The sequence below is a fragment of the Streptomyces sp. NPDC002574 genome, from assembly GCF_042889545.1.
In the GTDB taxonomy this organism is placed as follows: domain Bacteria; phylum Actinomycetota; class Actinomycetes; order Streptomycetales; family Streptomycetaceae; genus Actinacidiphila.
In genome coordinates, this window is the sequence record NZ_JBIARB010000008.1 from 306,059 (window position 1) to 326,104 (window position 20,046).

17 protein-coding genes and 1 pseudogene are annotated in these 20,046 nt (G+C 72.4%); 12 read left to right on the forward strand and 6 right to left on the reverse strand.

Annotated features, from left to right (window positions below):
* The first annotated feature begins 12 nt into the window (after positions 1-12).
* Together ACFYXS_RS21470 and ACFYXS_RS21475 are read left to right on the forward strand one after the other, a co-directional pair.
* Positions 13-492, forward strand: a complete 480-nt coding sequence (locus ACFYXS_RS21470; RefSeq protein WP_389250434.1) for a MarR family winged helix-turn-helix transcriptional regulator — start codon at positions 13-15, stop codon at positions 490-492.
* A gap of 610 nt (positions 493-1,102) precedes the next feature.
* Positions 1,103-1,756, forward strand: a complete 654-nt coding sequence (locus tag ACFYXS_RS21475) for a hypothetical protein (protein WP_389250436.1) — start codon at positions 1,103-1,105, stop codon at positions 1,754-1,756.
* Positions 1,757-1,771: 15 nt separating this feature from the next.
* Here the strand turns inward: ACFYXS_RS21475 and pip are convergent, their stop codons facing one another.
* Together pip and ACFYXS_RS21485 are read right to left on the reverse strand one after the other, a co-directional pair.
* The gene (gene pip / locus ACFYXS_RS21480) at positions 1,772-2,737 is read right to left on the reverse strand and encodes a prolyl aminopeptidase (protein ID WP_389250438.1); all 966 of its coding nucleotides are present in this window, start codon (positions 2,735-2,737) and stop codon (positions 1,772-1,774) included.
* 442 nt (positions 2,738-3,179) lie between these two features.
* Complete coding sequence (locus ACFYXS_RS21485) at positions 3,180-3,554, reverse strand: GMC oxidoreductase (protein ID WP_389250847.1); 375 nt, start codon at positions 3,552-3,554, stop codon at positions 3,180-3,182.
* On the opposite strand from ACFYXS_RS21485, the gene ACFYXS_RS21490 reads away from it, so the two are divergent.
* The gene (locus ACFYXS_RS21490) at positions 3,461-4,624 is read left to right on the forward strand and encodes an AI-2E family transporter (protein ID WP_389250440.1); all 1,164 of its coding nucleotides are present in this window, start codon (positions 3,461-3,463) and stop codon (positions 4,622-4,624) included. The two genes, ACFYXS_RS21485 and ACFYXS_RS21490, sit on opposite strands and share 94 nt — an antisense overlap.
* A gap of 334 nt (positions 4,625-4,958) precedes the next feature.
* Positions 4,959-9,257 carry a discoidin domain-containing protein gene (locus ACFYXS_RS21495; RefSeq protein ID WP_389250442.1) on the forward strand — a complete coding sequence of 1,433 codons (4,299 nt, stop codon included), beginning with the start codon at positions 4,959-4,961 and terminating at the stop codon, positions 9,255-9,257.
* A 114-nt stretch (positions 9,258-9,371) separates the two neighbouring features.
* Here ACFYXS_RS21495 and ACFYXS_RS21500 read toward each other — a convergent pair whose 3' ends face one another.
* The gene (locus ACFYXS_RS21500) at positions 9,372-9,851 is read right to left on the reverse strand and encodes a lamin tail domain-containing protein (protein WP_389250444.1); all 480 of its coding nucleotides are present in this window, start codon (positions 9,849-9,851) and stop codon (positions 9,372-9,374) included.
* Between the two features lie 340 nt (positions 9,852-10,191).
* Between ACFYXS_RS21500 and ACFYXS_RS21505 the strand changes: the two genes are divergently transcribed.
* Positions 10,192-11,031, forward strand: coding sequence for a methyltransferase domain-containing protein (locus ACFYXS_RS21505; RefSeq protein WP_389250446.1), 840 nt, complete (start codon positions 10,192-10,194; stop codon positions 11,029-11,031).
* Here ACFYXS_RS21505 and ACFYXS_RS21510 read toward each other — a convergent pair.
* On the reverse strand, positions 10,994-11,611 hold the full coding sequence (locus ACFYXS_RS21510) for a TIGR03086 family metal-binding protein (protein WP_389250448.1): 618 nt from the start codon (positions 11,609-11,611) through the stop codon (positions 10,994-10,996). The genes ACFYXS_RS21505 and ACFYXS_RS21510 overlap by 38 nt on opposite strands.
* A 184-nt stretch (positions 11,612-11,795) precedes the next feature.
* Here ACFYXS_RS21510 and ACFYXS_RS21515 point away from each other — a divergent pair, with 184 nt between their 5' ends.
* The 5 genes and pseudogenes from ACFYXS_RS21515 (at position 11,796) to ACFYXS_RS21535 (ending at position 16,445) form a co-directional block, all read left to right on the forward strand.
* A complete protein-coding gene (locus ACFYXS_RS21515) occupies positions 11,796-14,378 on the forward strand; it encodes a SpoIIE family protein phosphatase (RefSeq protein ID WP_389250450.1) in 2,583 nt (860 codons plus the stop codon).
* A gap of 74 nt (positions 14,379-14,452) precedes the next feature.
* Positions 14,453-14,710: pseudogene (locus ACFYXS_RS21520) on the forward strand (serine/threonine protein kinase); the annotation flags it as partial.
* A 451-nt stretch (positions 14,711-15,161) separates the two neighbouring features.
* Positions 15,162-15,323: a hypothetical protein gene (locus tag ACFYXS_RS21525; protein ID WP_389250866.1), complete on the forward strand. Its 162-nt coding sequence runs from the start codon at positions 15,162-15,164 to the stop codon at positions 15,321-15,323.
* Positions 15,324-15,429: 106 nt separating this feature from the next.
* Positions 15,430-16,167 (forward strand): dienelactone hydrolase family protein, encoded by a 738-nt coding sequence (locus ACFYXS_RS21530; protein WP_389250452.1) that lies wholly within the window; start codon positions 15,430-15,432, stop codon positions 16,165-16,167.
* On the forward strand, positions 16,167-16,445 hold the full coding sequence (locus ACFYXS_RS21535; RefSeq protein ID WP_389250454.1) for a DUF6295 family protein: 279 nt from the start codon (positions 16,167-16,169) through the stop codon (positions 16,443-16,445). Before ACFYXS_RS21530 ends, ACFYXS_RS21535 begins: the two co-directional genes overlap by 1 nt.
* 16 nt (positions 16,446-16,461) lie before the next feature.
* Here the strand turns inward: ACFYXS_RS21535 and ACFYXS_RS21540 are convergent, their stop codons facing one another.
* Positions 16,462-17,646: a damage-control phosphatase ARMT1 family protein gene (locus ACFYXS_RS21540; RefSeq protein ID WP_389250456.1), complete on the reverse strand. Its 1,185-nt coding sequence runs from the start codon at positions 17,644-17,646 to the stop codon at positions 16,462-16,464.
* A gap of 102 nt (positions 17,647-17,748) precedes the next feature.
* On the opposite strand from ACFYXS_RS21540, the gene ACFYXS_RS21545 reads away from it, so the two are divergent.
* Both ACFYXS_RS21545 and ACFYXS_RS21550 read left to right on the forward strand, forming a co-directional pair.
* Entirely contained in the window at positions 17,749-18,345 is a 597-nt protein-coding gene (locus ACFYXS_RS21545) for an HD domain-containing protein (protein ID WP_389250458.1), read from the forward strand.
* A gap of 59 nt (positions 18,346-18,404) precedes the next feature.
* Entirely contained in the window at positions 18,405-18,971 is a 567-nt protein-coding gene (locus ACFYXS_RS21550; RefSeq protein WP_389250460.1) for a histidine phosphatase family protein, read from the forward strand.
* 130 nt (positions 18,972-19,101) lie between these two features.
* Here the strand turns inward: ACFYXS_RS21550 and ACFYXS_RS21555 are convergent, their stop codons facing one another.
* Positions 19,102-19,821, reverse strand: coding sequence for a VOC family protein (locus ACFYXS_RS21555; protein WP_389250462.1), 720 nt, complete (start codon positions 19,819-19,821; stop codon positions 19,102-19,104).
* Between the last annotated feature and the right edge of the window lie 225 nt (positions 19,822-20,046).

The following is a 20,046-nucleotide window of genomic DNA, read 5'->3' on the forward strand; positions in this document are numbered from 1 at the left end:
ACGGTGACCGACGTGACAGGACACGAGAACGCGACCCGGGACCCCGCATCCGATCCCCTGGACCGGCTCGGCTTCCTGTTGGTCCGTCACGGAGCCGTCGCCAAGAGCCGGGTGCAGCACGCCTTCGGCGTCTGCGGACTGGCACCCCGTCAGGGCACCACGCTGATGCTGCTCGGCAGGTCGGGCAACATGAGCCAGCAGTCGCTCGCCGGTGAACTGGGCGTCGACCCCAGCATCATGGTCGGCATCCTCAACGACCTGGAGTCATGCCACCTGGTGGAGCGGCGGCGCGACCCGGCCGACCGGCGGCGGCACATCGTCGCCATCACCGAGGCGGGCGGCGACACGCTGACGCAGGTCGAGAAGGCCCTCCATGAGGTGGAGAGCGAACTCTTCGCCGATCTCGCCCCCGAGGAGATCAGCACGCTCCGCGGTCTGCTCGCTCGGGTCAGGACCGACTCTCCGGTCGATCCCCCCTGCGACGAGGTCTGAGCCGACACCGGCCCCGGGCGGTGCGCGAAGGGCGGGCGGCCGTCACGTCCGAGCGTCCCCACGCGCGATGACGGGCCACCCGCCCTGGCGGACAGGGCGACAGCCGTGTCCTGTCAGCCGCACTTACCGTCCCCACGGGCGCGGCCTCCTGCGCCTCCCTCACAGAGCGCAGGGCCTTCACCCCGTCCTCACAAGTCCGGGGCGAGATTGAACGTACACGACGGTTGATCGAACTCAACGATTACGACCGTGTGACCATGACCTCAGCACGACGTTTCCCGGTGGCGGAATAAACGGCTCCGGATGGGCGCACGCCCGCCCCGGACGGCGTGGGGCACCTCACACCCCCTCGCAGAGCATGACGATCACCGCCCTGACCTGCCCTTTCACGGAATCACTCCTGGTGGGACCGGCTTGCGCCGACCCCAGGGCCTTGCGCTGTCCGCGCCCGCTGTCGCAGAGTCCAGTCCAGACATATCCGGCCTCGTTCGCCGATACGGCGACGAGGCCACCGGGCGGGGGGCACGTTCGAAAGGGTCCTCGTCCAGCCATGGCTTCCCCACGCAGCAACCAGGCAAAGCACCGCCGCGGTCGGTCCCTGCGGTGGAAGGTGACAACGGCGGGCGTCGCCGCGGCGGCCGCGCTCGGCGGCACCGCCTGGGCGCTGCAGCAGTCCTTCCAGGAACCCGCGGAGGCCGCCGGCAAGCCCCGGCCGGCCGCCGTCTCGCCGGCACCGGCGTCCCGCACCACCGCCGCCGGCCCCGACGGCGCGGCCGGCAAGGGCCTCGGCCCGGCGGACCACGGCAAGCGGACCGCGTCCGGGGAGCAGGACGACGCCGGTAAGGACCGCAAGCCCGCGCACGGGTCGCCGTCCCCGGAGCCATCGGCGTCCACCCCCGCGAAGGCGACGCACAAGCCCGCCGAACCCACCAAGTCCGCCGCGCCGTCGCACCACCCGGCCCCGAGCGCGTCGCACACGACCCACCCGACGCACCCCGCCGGCACCCCGACACCGGTGGTCACCCACCCGTCGCACACGCCCCCGGCCACCCCGCCCGCGCCCAGTCAGCCCGCACCCAGCACCCCGCCGGCGAGCCCCGATCCCACGGACACGCCGACTCCGACGCCTACCCCGACGGCCACGGACCCGGACCCGGCCGAGGACACGGACGCGCCGGTCGAGGACACGGCACCCACCACCGCGCCGGAGCACCGGGGGCCGCCGGAGCACGGCGGGTGGTGGCAGCGCCGCTCGCCGCGGTGACACCGCGGGCGCGAGTCAGCGCCCGCGCCCCGAGAAGCGCTCGATGGCGGAGAGCACGGCCTCCTGCATCGCGGGGCTGCCGGTGTGCCCCGAGTCCTCGATGACCTGCAGCTCCGCGTCCGGCCACACCTTGGCCAGCTCCCACGCGGTCGTCAACGGGCTGCCGAGGTCGAGCCGCCCGTGGATCAGCACCCCGGGGATGCCCGCCAGCCGGTGGGCGTCGCGCAGCAACTGCCCGTCCTCCAGCCAGGCGTCGTGCGAGAAGTAGTGCGCGCAGATCCGCGCGAAGGCGATCAGCGCGTCGTCCGCCCGGTCGCTGTACGCACCGGGCCTGCCCAGGCTCTCGTGGGCGATGACCGCGTCCTCCCAGGTGCACCAGTCACGTGCCGCCTTGGCGCGCACGGCCTCGTCCGTGCTGTTCAGCAGCCGGCTGTAGGCGGCGACCAGGTCGCCGTCGCGGTCCTCGGGCGGCAGCGCGTCACGGAAGGTCTCCCAGGGGCCGGGCAGCAGCCGGCCGACCCCGCGGTAGAGCCAGTCGGTCTCCTCCGGCCGGGTCGTCGTGACCCCGACGACGATGATCTCGGTGACCCGCTCGGGGTGACGCTCGGCGTACGCGAGCATCAGGGTCGACCCCCAGGAGCCGCCGTAGAGCAGCCAGCGCTCGATGCCCAGGTGCTCGCGCAGCCGCTCCATGTCGGCGACCAGGTGCCGGGTGGTGTTCTCCGCGAGGCTCACGCCCGGGTCGGAGGCGTGCGGCAGGCTCTCCCCGCAGCCGCGCTGGTCGAACATGACGACCTGGTAGAGCTCGGGGTCGAAGCCGTTGCGGGCACCCCGCTTGCCGCCGCCGCCCGGACCGCCGTGCACGCACAGCGCGGGCTTGCCCTCCGGATTGCCGCTGGCCTCCCAGTGGACGAGCTGACCGTCGCCGACGTCGAGCAGACCCTGCGCGTACGGTGCGGAATGCTGATACGGCGACGCCACGGCGGACTCCCCCTGCGAGGTACGGAACGGACCCGGAAAGGACGCGAAACGTCCGTGAGGCTACTGGGCGCGCCCCGGGAGACGCCATCCACTTCCGCACGCCCTCCACGGCGCGGGTCAAGCCGTACCGAACCACGCCTATGAGCTGAAAACATCACCAAAGATGTCAGCTCACGTCCTGGGGACCGCATGATCGAGGACACAAGGGGCTTCGCGCCCGTGGACCGGCGGCCGGAGCGGCAGCGCTCCACCCGCACGCCGATCGCCGAGAGCTTCTGCCTGGTCGTCTCGAAGCGGGCCGCGACGACCCTCCAGCAAGCGGGCCAGTACACGTATCACGAGTTCCGCAACGACGTCCCCGGCGCGGGCACGGACAAGAACGGCTGCGACGTCTTCCCCGCGGGCCAGACCGCGGCGAGCAGCGCGCCGGCGAACGCGCCGATCATGACGGCGGTCGCGTGCGGGCACGTGCTGACGATCCCGGGCACACCGACGCGTCGGCGATCCGCCGTCCCTCGACGCCGTGGACGCGCAGCTCCGCGTCGACGACCGACCCCACGGCGCGGGTGCCGACCGGGTGGGGGTACGGCATGGCGGCGTCGCGCGCGAAGGCCGGCGCATGCGGGTCGCGGTGGGTGCCTTCGGGCGAATGACGCCCGCGGCGCGTTGCTCGGGACGGGAGTGGTGGTACGAGCCCAGGCGTAGGGAGGTGGTGGCGGGCCCATGCCCAGGCGAGCGCACACGCAGGGCCGCCCGGACCCGGGCATGCCGCCGGGAGGACGCCGGGACCGCATCCGCACGGGCCGCCGCGTGTCAGCGGGACGCACTCCCGACAGGACCGGGCCCCGGGTGCTCCCGGCGCTCAACACGGCGGCCGCGTACAGCTGGCGGCTCATCGTCGTCGGCGTGGTCGTCTACGGGATCTTCTCCGTGCTGGGACGCTTCCACGAGATCGCGGTCGCGGTGTTCCTGGGGCTCGTCGGCACGGCGATGCTCCGGCCGGTCGCGGACCTGCTGGCGCGGTGGATCCCGCGGCCGCTCGCGGTAGCGGTGACGCTGCTCGGCAGCATCGTCCTCGTGCTGGGCGTGCTGGCGCTGGTCGGCGAGGCGGTCGCCCAGGAACAGGAGGGACTGCAGAAGGAGTTCGGGGCCGGGCTGTCCAGAATCGAGCGCTGGCTGGAGTCACCGCCGTTCCGCGTGGACCCGAAGGCCCTGACGGACCTCCAGTCCAAGATCGGCGACTGGCTGTCCAGCCACCGCTCGACACTCATCAGCACCGCGCTGAGCGGCGCCGGACGCCTCATCGAGGTCCTCACGGTCTTCGCGCTCGCCCTGTTCTGCTCGGTCTTCTTCCTGCACTCGGGCGACCGCCAGTGGACGTGGTTCTGCCGGCAGCTGCCGCTGTCGGTGCGGGACCGGGTGGCGGTCGGGGGCACGGCGGCGTGGCGCACCTTCACCGGGTACACGCACGGCATCGTGCTCGTGGCCGGCACCAACGCCGTGCTCGTCGGCCTCGCCCTCTACGCGCTCGGCGTGCCGCTCGCGCTCCCGCTGGCGCTGCTGGAGTTCTTCGCCGCCTTCGTGCCGCTGATCGGCTCCCCCATCGCGCTCGCGGTGGCCGCCGTCGTCGCCCTGGCCTCCCAGGGGCCCCTGATCGCGCTCGTCGTCGTGGCCCTGATCGTCATCATCGGCCAGATCGAGGGCCACGTCCTGCACCCCCTCGTGATGAGCTGGGCGGTCCGGCTCCACCCCGTCGTCGTCGCCCTCAGCGTGATCGGCGGTGCCATCGCCGCGGGCGTCATCGGCGCGGTCGTCGCCGTCCCGCTCGTCTCCGTGCTCTGGTCCGTCCGTCAGGCGCTGCGCGCCGCCGGAGCGCAGCGGGCCTGAGGCCGCCGGGCCCGGCCGCTCGGCGGTCCGTGAATCCGGAGCGAGGGCGTCCGAACACGTGGACGAAGCCGCTCCGGAGCGGCGAGGGAGCGTAGTAAAGGCGACCCGCAGAGGCAAGAGCAATTGCGAATTGCGCAAAATCTTGCATGCAGGCGCAAGCACGTGCCGTGCGCACGACACAGCAGTGCAAGCCTGTCGCGTGCATATCAAAAGGCCCGGTCGTAGGCATGGACGACCGCAATTGACTCTGCAACTATCGCCACGGTTAACGCAATTTCATGAGCGATCAACGCAACTTCTCGTTCACTCGACACACGAGAGGCACAGGGACGACATGCGTAGGAAGCACATGGTCCAGCGGCTGGTGGCGGGGGTGATCGCGGCGGGCATGGTCGTCCTCGGCCTGTCGGCGCCGCCCGCGTCGGCCGCCGGGGGGCCGAACCTCGCCGCGGGCAGACCGGCCACCGCGAGCAGTTCGCACGCCGAGTACGGGGTCGCGAACATCACCGACGGCAGCCAGGACACGTACTGGCAGAGCGCGGGAAGCACGTTGCCGCAATGGGTCCAGGTCGACCTGGGCAGCGGGACGAACGTCGACGAGGTGGTCGTGAAGCTGCCCGCGCCGTGGGGCGCGCGCGACGAGACCTTCGCGGTGCAGGGCAGTACGGACGGCAACACCTTCTCCACCCTCTCCGGCTCCGCGGCGCACACCTTCGCCCCCGGTGCGGGCAATACCGTCACGATCGGCTTCTCGTCCGTCACGACCCGGTACGTGCGGCTGAACATCACCGCCAACACCGGCTGGTCCGCCGCCCAGGTCTCCGAGCTGGAGGTGCACGGTGCCGCCTCCTCGACGGACAACCTGGCGCAGGGCCGGACGCTGACCGCGAGCGGCAGCAACGCCCCCTACACCCCGGCCAACGCCAACGACGGCAACCAGGCCTCGTACTGGGAGAGCGCCAACAACGCCTTCCCGCAGTGGCTCCAGGCCGACCTCGGCTCCTCCGTGGGGGTCAGCAAGGTCGTGCTGAAGCTGCCGCCGACCTGGGAGGCGCGGACGCAGACGCTGTCGCTGCGCGGCAGCACGGACGGGTCGAACTTCAGCGACCTGGTGGCGTCCCACGACTACGCGTTCACCCCCGGGAACAACAACACGGTCACCATCACCATGACCTCGGCCACCGTGCGCTACCTGCGGGTCAACGTCACGGCCAACACCGGCTGGGTCGCCGCCCAGTTGTCCGAGCTGGAGATCTACGGCCCGGCAACCGGTGACACCGTCGCGCCGTCCGCGCCCACCGGACTGGCGTACACGCAGCCCGCGTCCGGACAGATCCGGCTGACCTGGAACGCGTCCACCGACAACGTCGGCGTCACCGGCTACGACGTGTACGCCAACGGCATGCTGCGCACGAGCGTCGCCGGCAACGTGACGACCTTCACCGACAGCCAGCCCGACACCGCGACGGTCACGTACTCCGTGCGGGCCAAGGACGCGGCGGGCAACCAGTCGGGCAACAGCAACACCGTCACCCGCAACGGCGACACCGGCGGCGACACGCAGGCGCCCTCGCAGCCCGGCAACCTCGCCTACACGCAGCCCGCGTCCGGACAGGTCAAGCTCACCTGGACCGCCTCGTCGGACAACGTGGGTGTCACCGGCTACGAGGTGTACGCCAACGACCAGCTGCGCGGCACGGTCTCCGGCACGACGCTGACGTACACCGACACCCAGCCGGACTCGGCCACCGTCGCCTACTACGTCAAGGCCAAGGACGCCGCGGGCAACCGCAGTGTCGCCAGCGCCACCGTGATCCGCAACGGCTCGCCCACCGGCCCCGGTTCCAACATGGCCGTCGGCAAGCCGATCACGGCGTCCTCCACCACCCAGAACTTCGTCGCGACCAACGCCAACGACAACAGCGTGACGACGTACTGGGAGGGCGCGGGCGGCAGCTACCCCAACACGCTGACCGTCTCGCTGGGCGCCAACGCCGACGTGACCTCGGTGGTGCTCAAGCTCAACCCCGACGGCGCCTGGGGCACCCGCACCCAGAACGTCCAGGTGCTCGGCCGCGAGCAGGGCGCGACCGGTTTCACCAGCCTCAAGGCCGCGGCGGACTACACGTTCAACCCGGCCTCGGGCAACACCGTGACGATCGCGGTCAGCGCGCGCGTCGCCGACGTACGGCTGACCTTCACCTCCAACAGCGGTGCGGGCGGCGGTCAGGTCGCCGAGTTCCAGGTGATCGGCACCCCGGCGCCGAACCCGGACCTGACGGTGTCCGCCATGGGCGTGTCCCCGAGCGCGCCGGTCGAGACCGACGCGGTCACGCTCTCCGCCACCGTCCGGAACATCGGCGATCTGGCGTCCGGCGCCACGAACGTCAACTTCTACCTGGGCACCACCAAGGTCGGCACCGCCGCGGTCGGCGCGCTGGCCGCCGGTGGCTCGACCACGGTGACGGCGAACATCGGCACCCGTGACGCGGGCAGCTACCCGCTGAGCGCGAAGGTCGACGAGTCGAACACCGTCATCGAGCAGAACGACACCAACAACGCCTACACCAACCCGAGTCCGCTGGTCGTCAAGCCGGTCGACAGCTCCGACCTGGTCGCCGCGCCGTCCAGCTGGACGCCGGGCAACCCGGGCAAGGGCAACACGGTGACCTTCTCGGTCGCGATCAAGAACCAGGGCACCGTGGCGTCGGCGGGCGGCGCCCACGGCATCACGGTGACGGTCACCGACACCGCCTCCGGCAGTGTGGTGAAGACGCTCACCGGCTCCTACAGCGGTGCCATCGCGGCGGGCAGCACCGGCAGCCCGGTCAACCTGGGCACCTGGACGGCGGTCAACGGCAAGTACTCCGTCAAGACCGTGATCGCCGCGGACGCCAACGAGCTGGCCGTCAAGCAGGCGAACAACACCAGCACCCAGTCCCTGTTCGTCGGGCGCGGCGCCAACATGCCGTACGACATGTACGAGGCCGAGGACGGCGTCCTGGGCGGCGGCGCGCAGGTCGTCGGCCCGAACCGCACCGTCGGCGACCTCGCGGGCGAGGCGTCGGGCCGCAAGGCCGTCACGCTGAACAGCACGGGCAGCTCCGTGGAGTTCACCACCAAGGCCGCCACCAACACCCTGGTCGTGCGCTACTCCATCCCGGACTCGGCGGGCGGCGGTGGCATCGACTCCACGCTCAACGTGTACGTCAACGGCACCTTCCTCAAGGCCATCGACCTGACCTCCAAGTACGCGTGGCTCTACGGCAACGAGACCGCCCCGGGCAACAGCCCCGGCGACGGCAGCCCGCGCCACATCTACGACGAGGCCAACATGCTGCTCGGCACCAACGTGCCGGCCGGGGCCAGGATCAAGCTGCAGAAGGACGCCGCCAACGGCACCAACTACGCGATCGACTTCGTCAACACCGAGCAGGTCGCGCCGGTCGCCAACCCCGACCCCGCGGCGTACACCGCGCCCACCGGCTTCAGCCAGCAGGACGTGCAGAACGCCCTGGACAAGGCGCGGATGGACACCACCGGCACGCTCAAGGGCGTCTACCTGCCGCCGGGCGACTACGACACCTCCAGCAAGTTCCAGGTGTACGGCAAGGCCGTCAAGATCATCGGTGCCGGCCCCTGGTACACCCGCTTCCACACCCCGTCGAGCCAGTCCAACACCGACGCGGGCTTCCGCGCCGACTCCACGGCCAACGGCTCGTCCTTCTCGGGCTTCGCCTTCTTCGGCAACTACACCTCCCGCATCGACGGCCCCGGCAAGGTCTTCGACTTCGCGAACGTCGCCAACATCACCATCGACAACGTCTGGAACGAGCACACGGTCTGCCTTTACTGGGGCGCGAACACCGACAACGTCACGATCACCAACTCGCGCATCCGCGACACCTTCGCCGACGGCATCAACATGACCAACGGCAGCACGGACAACCACCTCGACAACATCGAGGCCCGTGCCACGGGTGACGACAGCTTCGCGCTCTTCTCCGCGATCGACGCGGGAGGCGCGGACGAGAAGAACAACCTGTACGAGAACCTGACGTCCCTGCTGACCTGGCGTGCCGCGGGCATCGCGGTCTACGGCGGCTACGCCAACACGTTCCGCAACATCCTCATCGCGGACACGCTGGTCTACTCCGGGGTCACGATCAGCTCCCTGGACTTCGGCTACCCGATGAACGGCTTCGGGACCGACCCGACCAACATCCAGAATGTCTCCATCGTCCGCGCCGGCGGACACTTCTGGGGCGGTCAGACCTTCCCGGGCATCTGGCTCTTCTCGGCCTCGAAGGTCTTCCAGGGGATCCGCGTCAGCGACGTGGACATCGTGGACCCGACGTACAGCGGCATCATGTTCCAGACCAACTACGTCGGCGGGCAGCCGCAGAACCCGATCAAGGACACGATCCTCACCAACGTGACGATCAGCGGCGCCCACCGCAGCGGTGACGCCTTCGACGCCAAGTCCGGCTTCGGACTGTGGGCCAACGAGATGCCGGAGGCCGGCCAGGGTCCGGCGGTCGGTTCGGTCACCTTCAACAACCTGCAGTTCAACGACAACTTCCAGGACATCAAGAACACCACGTCCACCTTCACCATCACCCGCAACCCGTAGCCGGCATGCCCCGGCCGGTGGTCCCGGCCGGGGCGCGAGGCGCACGCAAAGGCGGCGTGCCGCGCTGGATGTCGCGGCACGCCGCTCGTTCATCGGGCCCTGCCGGGCCTGGGATCAGCGGTGACGGCGGCCGCCCCACTCCTTGCTGTCCACGACGCGGCCGTGGTCGTTGCGCAGGGTGGCCATGTCACGGTTGTCCCAGACGCCCTTGCGGCGGTCCTGGAAGACGTCGAACCGGCTGTCGCGGCCCTGACCGGTGTGCACCCGGACCTTGGAGTGTCCGGGGAGGCGCAGGAAGTTGAAGCGGTAGCGGTTGCCGTCGCTGTCGGTCAGCGTCCAGCCGCGCAGGTTCACGGCGTCGCGACCGCGGTTGACCACCTCGACCCACTCGGTGTTGAGCGCGCGGTTCGAGCGGACACCGCGACCGCCCTCGTCGTGCCGGACGTCACCGATCGACACCGCGGAGCGGGGGGCCGGGCCGTGCCCGTGGCCGCGGCCGTTGTCCGCGGAGGCCGGCATGGCGGCGGCCGCCACGACGGCGCCGGAGGCGAGGACGGTGGCGATGACGCGACGGGCGTTGAAAGAAGCAGACATGATGCCCCCTCATCAGGGTGCGTCCCGGAACTCCCGTGTTCCGATGACGCGGTACGGATACCTCGGCGGTTGGCCGATGACCCAACTCTGACCTGCTTCGACGGCAAAATCCGGAAGATCCGCTTCACGTTACGGAATGCGGACATATCCGTAACCCTCGCCTGTAGGCGACATCTGTCAATGTCATAGGACACGCCATGCCATTGCCTGATACATCGACCCGCTTCGCAGGCGTCATCCGCGCGACGACGTGTCACTCACAGGGGTAACGGCCCCGGGCGCGACGTTGACGTCCGGCTCCGAGGGCCTTTGTAACGGCCCCATCTGCGAACATCGCGGCATGGCGACACACGAGCCCGACAGCGGCTACCTGCTCGACAACCGGCAGTCCGAGGCCGGCGTCCGCTTCGGCGCCCTCGCGGAGCTCTTCGACCCCGTGACCTTCCGCCATGTCGACGCCCTGGGCATCGGCCAGGGGATGCGCTGCTGGGAGGTGGGCGCGGGCGGCCCGTCCGTGCCGCTCGGGCTGGCCCGGCGTGTCGGGCCCGGTGGAACCGTGGTCGCCACCGACATCGACGTGTCGTGGGCGCGGGAGGCGGCCGGCGGCGTGATCGACGTACGGCGCCACGACGTGGCCGCCGACCCGCCGCCGGACGGCGGCTTCGACCTGGTGCACGCCCGGCTGGTCCTGGTGCACGTCACCGACCGCGCCGAGGCCCTGCGGCGGATGACCGGCGCGCTGCGGCCGGGCGGCGTACTGCTGCTGGAGGACGCCGACCCCGGACTGCAGCCCCTGCTGTGCCCGGACGAGTCGGGGCCCGCGCAGCAGCTCGCCAACCGCCTCAGGTCCGGATTCCGGACGCTCATGGCGGAGCGCGGCGCCGATCTCGCGTACGGCAGGACGCTGCCCAGGCTGCTGCGCGAGGCCGGCCTGGAGGACGTGCGCGCCGACGCGTACTTCCCGATCACCTCACCCGCCTGCACGGTGCTGGAGGCGGCCACGGTGCGGCAGATCCGCGGCCGGCTGGTGGCGGCGGGCCTGGCGACGGACGAGGAGATCGACCGTCATCTGGCCAACGTCGCCACCGGCACCCTCGACCTCGCCACCGCCCCGATGATCTCGGCGTGGGGACGGCGGCCCCTCAGCGCGACGGACGCCACCCCGGATCCCGGCCGGTGAGGGCGACCACCCGGTCCAGCAGCGGCGCCGTCGGCGGCACGGGGACCGGACGCCCGAAGGGCCCGGAGCCGTCCGACCCCGCGGCGAACGGGGTGAGCAGGGCGAGCGCGGCCTCCAGACCCGCCGGGTCCGGCCGGTAGTCCTGGCCCGTGGCGCGGGCCAGGTCCCAGCCGTGCACCAGGAGCTCGTTCAGGGCGAAGCGCCCGGCCGCGTCGGCCGGCAGGTCGACCCCTCCGGCGCGGGTGCGGCCCTCCCACGCGAGGGGACTGCGCCAGGCGTCCGCCATGTCGGCCAGCAGCTCCGGCAGCGTGTCGCGCCACTGGGCCGGCGGATCGGGCGGGAGGGCGCTGCCGGGATCTCTGTCGGTGGTGGGCCCGAGGTCCTTGCGTGCCGCGTCACGGAAGGCCGCGCACAGCCCCGCGACATGGCCGATCAGATGACCGACGGTGTAGTCGGGGCACGGGGTGGGAGCGCCGAGCCGGCCGTCGTCGATGCGCTCCAGCACCGCGGCGACGCCGAGCGCTGCGGGACGGAGATCGGGCTGCCCGGCGGTGCCGGGGCCGTGGAGCTGCTGCGTCATGGAAGGTCCCCTGGATGTCGGTGTTCCTGCGTGTGCCTGCGTGTGTCTGCCGGTTCTCCCTGTTCGGACCGCGGCGGCGCGCGGAACTCATCGGTGCGCGGGCCGTGGCGGGCCCTGGCCGCGGCGGGGCCGCCAGCGGGTGCTGCAGATCTTGGCTGAAGGCAGTATTGACCTGTGGAGGTCCTTGACACGAGGCACCGCCGCCCGGGTCGGCTGCGCACAGGGCGGCGCGGTGCTCCCTGACGCTCCGGGCGACTCACCCGTGAGGGGTGACGCGTACGCCGTGCTCGACGACAGCGGCGCCGTCGTGAGCTGGAGCCCCGGCGCGCAGCGGATGCTGGGGCGTACGGCGGCCGAGGTGGTGGGGACACCCGCCGCCGGACTGCTGCACAGCGGCGCCGACGCCGCCCGGATCCTGGAGCGGCGGCACGGGGACCGGTCGGTCGTGCTCGGGGTGACCGGTCTGCGCCACCTCGACGGCCGGCGGGTCGACGTGGTGCTGTGGGCCCATCCACTCGTCCTGGCGGGGCGACGGCACTGGCTGCTGCAGGCCGAGGACGCCGAGACGGTACGGCGGAGCGATCTGCGTCACGCTCTGCTGCAGGGCGTGTTCACCGAGTCGCCGTTCATCATCGACGTCTTCGACCGGGACCTGCGCTTCGTGGCACAGAACGACTCGCAGAACCGTGCGCCGGGTTTCACGAACGTCGCCGGGCGGACGATGCGGGAGGCCGCGCCGCCGGGTCTGCTCGACGTGGACGCCCTGGAGAGCCGGCAGCGGCGGGTGCTCGCCACGGGGAAGGCGCTGATCGGCACCGAGGTGCGCGGCCGCGATCCGCGCGACCCGGACCGCGACACCGTCTGGGAGGAGACCATCCTGCCGCTGCGCGGCGCCGCCGGTGACGTGGTGGCGCTCGCGCACATGGTGACCGACACCACCGAGGAGTCACGCGCCCGCGAGCGGCTCGACCTCGTCAACGAGGCGAGCGCCCGCATCGGCAGCCGGCTGGAGGTCCTGACCACCGCGCAGGAGCTCACCGACGTGGCCGTGCCGCGATTCGCCGACCTCGCCTACGTCAATCTGCTGGACCCGGTCTTCGGCGGGGCGGAACCGGTGACCGGGCCGCTGCGCGAAGCGGTCGTGCTGCGGCGGGCGGCGAGCACCATGGACGTCGGCGACCTGGCGAAATCCATCGTCGCCACCGGTGACGTGGACGTACTCGCCTCCGCGCCCGACTCCTACACCCGGCGCGCCCTCGCCGACGGGAAGCCGGTGAGGCTGGCCGGCGACCAGGTCAGGGCCGCACTGGCGGCGGCCGATCCGGCGCGTGGTGCGCTGGCCGCCCGCTACGGCATCCATTCCTGGCTGCTGGTCCCGATGTTCGCCCGCGGCGCGCCGCTCGGCTCCGCGGTCTTCGTCCGCATCACCCGCGCGCACCCCTTCGAGGACGACGACGTGCCGCTGGCCAGGGAGATGGTGACCCGCGCCGCGGTGTGCATCGACAACGCCAGTCGCTACACCCGGGAGCGGACCACCGCTGTGACCCTTCAGCGGAACCTGCTGCCGCAGAGCCTGCCCGAACTGCGGTGCGTGGAGAGCGTGTCGCGCTGTCTGCCGTCCGGTGACCGGGCGGTGCTCGGCGGTGGCTGGTTCGACGTGATCCCGCTCTCCGGCGCCCGGGTCGCCATCGTGATCGGCGACGCCGGCGGCGAAGGTCTCTACGCGGCCGTGTCGATGGGGCGGCTGCGGACGGCGGTGCGCACCCTGGCGGATCTGGACCTGTCGCCCGACGAGCTCCTCACCCATCTCGACGACCAGGTCAAACGCACCCTCAACGACCGGCCCGCCCCCATGGAACGCCCCGAGCCCGAGGCCCGGTCCTGCCTGTTCGCGGTCTTCGACCCGATCTCGCGCAAGTGCCGCTTCGCCAGCGCGGGCCACCCGCTGCCGGTGCGCGTGGGTGCGGGCGGACAGGCCTCGTTCGTGGACGTCCCCGTCGGGGCCCCGCTGGGTGTCGGCGCGGTCCCGTACGAGTCCGGGGAGGTGACCCTCGCCGACGGCGACGTGCTGGCCTTCTACACCGGCGGCCTGCTCGGGGCGCCGGGCTCCGAGGACCGCGGCGCGGGTTCGGCGCGGCTGCGCGAGGCGCTGTCCGACCCCGGCGTCGTGGCGGCCCTGCGCGCCGGCGGCGGCCTCGACTCGCTCGGCCGCGCGGGCGACGCGGTCCTGAGCCGGATGCACCCCGACCCCTCCGACCCCTCCGGCTCGTCCGCCCCGTCCGGCCTGTCCGGCTCGCACGAGAACAGCGACGTGCTGCTGCTCGCGCGCCTGCACGGGCTGGAACCCGACCGGCACGTGACCTGGGAGCTGCCGGCCGAGCCGGAGGCGGTCGGGCGGGCGCGGGCGCTGACCGTGGACAAGCTGGCCGAATGGGGCCTGGGAGAGCTGGAGTTCACCACCGAGCTGCTGGTGAGCGAACTGGTCACCAACGCGATCCGGTACGGCCGGCCGCCGCTGCGCCTGCGGCTCATCCACGAGCGCACCCTGATCCTCGAGGTCTCCGACGGCAGCAACACCTCGCCCCGCGCCCGCCGTGCCCTGGAGACCGACGAGGGCGGCCGCGGCCTGTTCCTGGTCGCCCAGGTCGCGAAGCTGTGGGGCACCCGCTACGAGGTGCGGGGAAAGACCATCTGGGCCGAACAGCCGCTCACCGACGGGACGGACGGCGCGGACGGCGCGGACGGCGCGGACGGCAGCACGTTGTGAGCACGACCGGGGATCAGGGGGAGGCTTGAGGGTCGCAGGCCGCCGACGGCGAACGCCTCACGCGGACGGGTGCCGTGGTCGGTACGCCGGCCTTCATGGCGCCCGAGCAGTTCACCGGGGCCACGGTCGGTCCCTCGGCGGACGTCTTCGCGCTCGGCTCGGTGCTCGCGTTCGCGGCCACCGGGCACGGGCCCTTCAGCGGCCACAGCTCGCACGCCATCGGCTTCCGCGTGGTGTACGAGGAGCCGGATCTGGGCGGGCTGCCGGAGGAGTTGCGATCCCTGGTGGTGGCCTTGCTCGCCAAAGGGCCGGAGCGGCGGCCCACCGTGGAGGGGCTGCTGGAGTCGCTCTTGGCACCGCACCCGGAGGCCGCGGATCCGGTCCCCACCGCCCCGCCCCCGACCGCCGTCGCCGACGCGGTGCCCCCGGCGCCCGCCCCGACCCCGACCCTGCGCCCTCTCGTACCGCCGCCGCCCACAGGGGAGTTCGGCCCGGCACCCGGTGCTGTCGCCGGGCCGCCCGAGGGCAGCGCGCGGCCCTCCCGTACCCGCGTCGCACTCTCCGCGGGGGCCGCGCTGCTGGCCGTCGTGGCGGCGGCCATCACGATCCCCCTGCTCGGCGACCGGGACAACGGGGCCGGCGACCGCGGTGCGCGGGCGGGCGGGCGGCGGCATCCCGAGCAGGGTCACGGCCCCCTCGGTCATCCCCCGCGTCGCTCGTGCTCGACCCGGCCACCCACGCCGAGGGCGCGTACGCCCTCGCCCGGGTCGACTCCGCACTGGTGTGCGCCAGGGCAACGACACCCGGTCGCTCGCGACGCTCAAGGCGTTCCTGTCGTACACGGTCAGCGGTCCCGGCCAGGAGACCGCGGTCCGGCAGGGGCACGCCCGGCTCCCCGAGCCGCTGGCCACACGCGTCCGCAGGGCCGTCGGAGCGCTGGCCTGAGAACACGGAGAACACGGAGAAGAGAACACGGCAGCCTGGGAGGGGGCGTTCCGGAACGGCGGACTATCGTGTCGATCATCCGTCACCTCGGAAGGAAACCCCTTTCATGTACGACGCAATCCTGGCCGAGACGATCACCGTCACCGGCCACGGCGACGACGCGATCGAGGCCTACGCGGCGCGCCCGATGACCCCCGGTCCGCTGGGCGGCGTGGTCGTGATCCACCACATGCCGGGCTTCGACAACCCGTCGAAGGAGATCACCCGCCGCTTCGCCGCGGAGGGCTACGCCGCCGTCTGCCCGAACCTCTACAGCCGCGAGGCACCCGGTGCCTCCCCCGACGACGCCGCCGCGACGGCCCGGGCCCGGGGCGGCGTGCCCGACGAGCGGCTGCTCGGGGACGTGGCGGGTGCCGCCGCGTACCTGCGCGGGCTGCCGTCGTCCAACGGGCGTGTGGGCGTGATCGGTTACTGCTCCGGCGGGCGCCAGTCCTTCCTGGTGGGCGCCTCCCTCGACGTGCAGGCGGCCGTCGACTGCTACGGCGCCTTCGTCGCGGGCCGCCCGCCGGAGGGCTTCCCCCTCCAGGTCGAGCCGCTCCTGCACCTGACGAAGGAGCTGCGCGCGCCGCTGCTCGGGCTGTTCGGCGCGGAGGACAGCTACCCCTCGCCCGAGCACGTCGCCGAGCTGGAGGCCGAGCTCAAGGCGCACGGCAAGCCGTACGAGTTCCACACCTACGAGGACGCGGGCCACGCCTTCTTCGCCGTCGACCGGCCGAGCTACCGGCCGCAGGCGGCCGTCGACGGCTGGTCCCGGATCCTCACGTTCTTCGGGGAGCACCTCTGATGTGCACCTACCTCACGGAGAAGGTCCGGATCGAGGGCAGCGGCAAGGGCGCGCAGGGCTACTTCCCGCTGACCGACGCGATGGTCTACGTCGACCATCCGCAGCACGCGCCCTTCGAGCACACCGTCAACATCGACTTCATGAACCCGGAGCTGGGCCCGGCCGCGCGCGTGGCCGTGGAGCTGACCGAGGAGGCCGCGCTGGCGCTGGTCGAGGCGATCCGCTCGGCCCTGGCGTCGGCGCCGCCCGGGCTCGCCTCGGCGTCCGCGGGACGCTGACGGGCGTTCCCCGGTACTAGGCCGTACTCACCTGGATCAGCGCTTGGGTTCCGGTGGTGCGCCAGGGCGTGCCGGTGGCGTCGAGACGGGCGACGGTCCGCGCGTCGACGCCGGTGAGGGTGTCCGACTTGAGGGTGCGCAGGGCCGCGACCGGGCCGGGGAAGTACGCGGTGACCTCCGCGAACGGCACGGTGGCGGCCCACTGCCGGTCGCCGACCAGGCGGCGGTAGTTGAGGTCGCCCTTCATGACGGTGACGGCCGCGGCCGCGAAGCGGTCGCGCAGGTCGCCGGGCAGGGCGTCGTAGGGCAGCGGCGCGCAGGCGAACGGGTGCGTGGACAGCGTCAGGCGGTCGGCGCGCAGGGCGTCGACGAGCCGGTGCCCGATCGACCCCGCGGCGCCGGGTGCGTGCGTCATGCGGCGCAGGCACATCAGCACGTCGCGGGGCGTGGCATCGGAGACGAAGTACGGGCGGGGCTTGAGCATGAGCTCGACCTGCCCGGCGCGTCCCGTGGTCAGCAGGTGGTCGACGAACACGAGGTCGGCCAGGATCTCGCGGGCGCTGTTGTCGGCCACCACGACGACCTGCCCGCCGTCGAGCAGCGGCCACAGCAGGCCGGACTCGTCGGCCACGTACGTCCCGGACGGCTCGGGGGCGCCGCCCGGCCCGCCCGCGATGGTGAAGCCCAGGTCGGCCTGGTTCCCCCAGACGGCCGCCGTCAGCAGCCGCTGCTCCCGCTCCTCCTGGGAGAGCGCGGCCAGGTCGTCCAGGGCCGCGAGGTCGCCGGCGAATCCGTGGCCCTCCAGTTCGGCGTCCTTGAACGGTGCGAAGAAGTCGAGGCCGTGCCAGGGCCCGTCGGCGAGGTACCCGGTGGCCTCGAGCAGCCTGCGGTAGAAGAACGACTCCGCCCACAGGAAGGGCAGTTCGGGCCAGGGTCCGCCGTACTTCCCCTGCCCCCACCGCTCCCACGTGGCCGCGTCCGAGGCGTCGCCCGGCAGCGGGGCGACGGTGCCGTGGCGCGACTCCTCCAGCAGCGCGGCGCACGCCTGCCGCTGCGCGGCGCCGTACGGGACGGACTCCAGGATCCGTCCGATCAGCACCGGGTGGCGGACCTGGAAGACGTTCCAGGCGAAGGAGCCCGGCTCGTCGCAGGTGATCGGCGGCGCGTCCGGGGTCGTCGCGCCGTGCGCTTGGTGGGACATGCGTGGGCCTCCAACGGTGGGAACGCAATTCTCACAGGAAGCGGCGCGAAATCAGGGAGCGCACGCCCGTCCGGGAGGACGTCCCCTACGCTGCTGACCGCGATGACGCCACCGAAACCGCTGGACCGTGCCCTCACCGACCCCGGCGACCCGCCGATGCGCCCGTTGCCGCCCGCGGTCGCCGCCCTCCTGCTGGGCCTGCAGGCCCCGCCCCGGCTGGCGGCGCATCTGCGGGCCGTCCACGACGTCGCCCACGAACTGGCCGACTGGACGCGGGAGCGCTGCCCCGGCCTCCCGCTGGACCGCGAGGCGGTGTTCTTCGGCGCGGCGACGCACGACATCGGCAAGACGGTCCACGAGGCCGAGTTGTCCGGCCCCGGTTCGGCGCACGAGGAGGCGGGCCGGGCGCTGCTGCCGGCGCACGGTTTCCCCCCGGCGCTCGCCCGCTTCGCCGGGACCCACGCGTCCTGGGCGCGTGCGGAGGTGACGGTCGAGGACCTGCTGGTCAGCACGGCCGACAAGGTGTGGAAGAACAAGCGGGTGCCGGACCTGGAGGACCGTCTCGTGGCACGGCCGGCCGGGGCGAACGGCACTCCGCACTGGGAGGAGTTCCTCGCGCTCGACGACGTCCTGTCCCGGATCGGCGAGCAGGCGGCACGCCGCCTCGCCTTCCAGGCGTCCTTCCCGGTGCGGGGCTGACGCGGCGACAATGCGGTGTCGGATGCGGCACGCCCTGTCGACAACGTCCGGAGGTCCCGATGCCGGTGGAGATCGTCTATGAGACCCATGCCACGACCACCGACAACGAGGCGGGCATCGCCACCGGCCGGCTCCCGGGCGAGTTGTCGGAACTGGGCCGCCGCCAGGCCCGTGAACTCGGTGAACGCCGGCCGGCCAGCGGATTCGCGGCCGTGTTCACCTCCGACCTGCACCGCGCCGTCCGGACGGCCCGGATCGCGTTCCCCGGCGGCCGCCCACCGATCCATCAGGACGTCCGGCTGCGCGAGTGCGACTACGGCGCCCTCAACGGAGGCCCGTACTCGCTCGTCGCCGCCCAGCGCACCCGGCGCATGGACAAGCCCTTCCCCGGTGGCCAGAGCTACCGTCAGGTCGTGGCGGCCACCAGCGCCTTCCTCCACGACCTGGCCGCCGGATGGGACGACTCCCGCGTCCTGGTGATCGCCCACTCGGCCAACCGGTGGGCGCTCGACCACCTGCTCACCGGCACACCCCTGGAGGAAGTCCTCCAAGCGCCCCCCACGTGGCGCCCGGGCTGGCACTACACGCTGCCTTCCGACTGGCCGCCCCCTCCGGTGACCCTGTGAGGCCGAGGCACTAGCGGAGGCCAGGACGCGATCCAGCGCCGCGCTGCCCGCCGGTCCGCCCACCCCCATGATCGCCCGGACGGCTCACCACCCCCGGTGCGGGGGCGGCAAGCGCGTCTGTGAAGGCCGCCTACCGGGGCCTCCGCACGGAGAACTCGTTGCCGTCGGGGTCGAGCATCAGCATCGGGCCGCCGCCGGCCCCGCCGGCGTCGGTGCGCTTCGCACCGAGCGAGATCAGGCGGTCGACCTCCGCCTCCCAGTCGGCGTGGGCGGGGATCGCCAGCTCCAGGTACAGCCTGTTGGTGCCCGTCTTCGGCGCCACCGGAGGACCGCCCCAGGTGATCTTCGTACCGCCGTCCGGCGATTGGATCGCGGTCTCCTGGTCCTGGTCCCAGACCAGCGGCCACCGCAGGGCCTCGCTCCAGAAGTAGCCGACCGCCTGGGTCCCGTCGCAGGACAGCGCCCCGATGAAGCCGGTGTCGGCGAGGAACGCGTTGCCCGCCTCGCAGACGCAGAACTCGTTGCCGTCCGGATCGGCGAGCACCACATGGCCCTCTTCCGGGAGTTGGCCCACGTCGATGTGCTGCCCGCCGAGTGCCAGCGCCCGCGCCACCGTCCGCTGCTGATCCTCCGGGAGGGCGCTCGTCAGGTCGAAGTGCGCGCGGTTCTGGCCGAGCTTGGGCTCCTGGCTCGGCAGGAAACGGATGCGGAACCCGCCGGGATCGGGGGGCAGGATCGCGACGCCGTCGGGATCGTCGGCCAACTCCCGGCCCAGGACCCCGGACCAGAACCGCGCCAGGTCCGACGGCCGGGTCGCGTGGAAACAGATCGCGAACAGTCGACTGCTCATACCCCGTGCATCTCCGATCCGCTGACGGTCGCTACGGCCCTCGTCCTCCCCCGACGGCGCAGCCTAGGGTCGCCGTGCACCGGGCGCACCCGAGTTTCCGGCGCCGGGGCGCCCGTCACGCGCCCGGCCCGCCACGGCCGTTCGGCACGCCGCCCGCATGGCTCCCGGACGATCGGGTACGCGACGTCTCACGGTTACGTCCGCAGCACTCCGTACGCGTTCTCC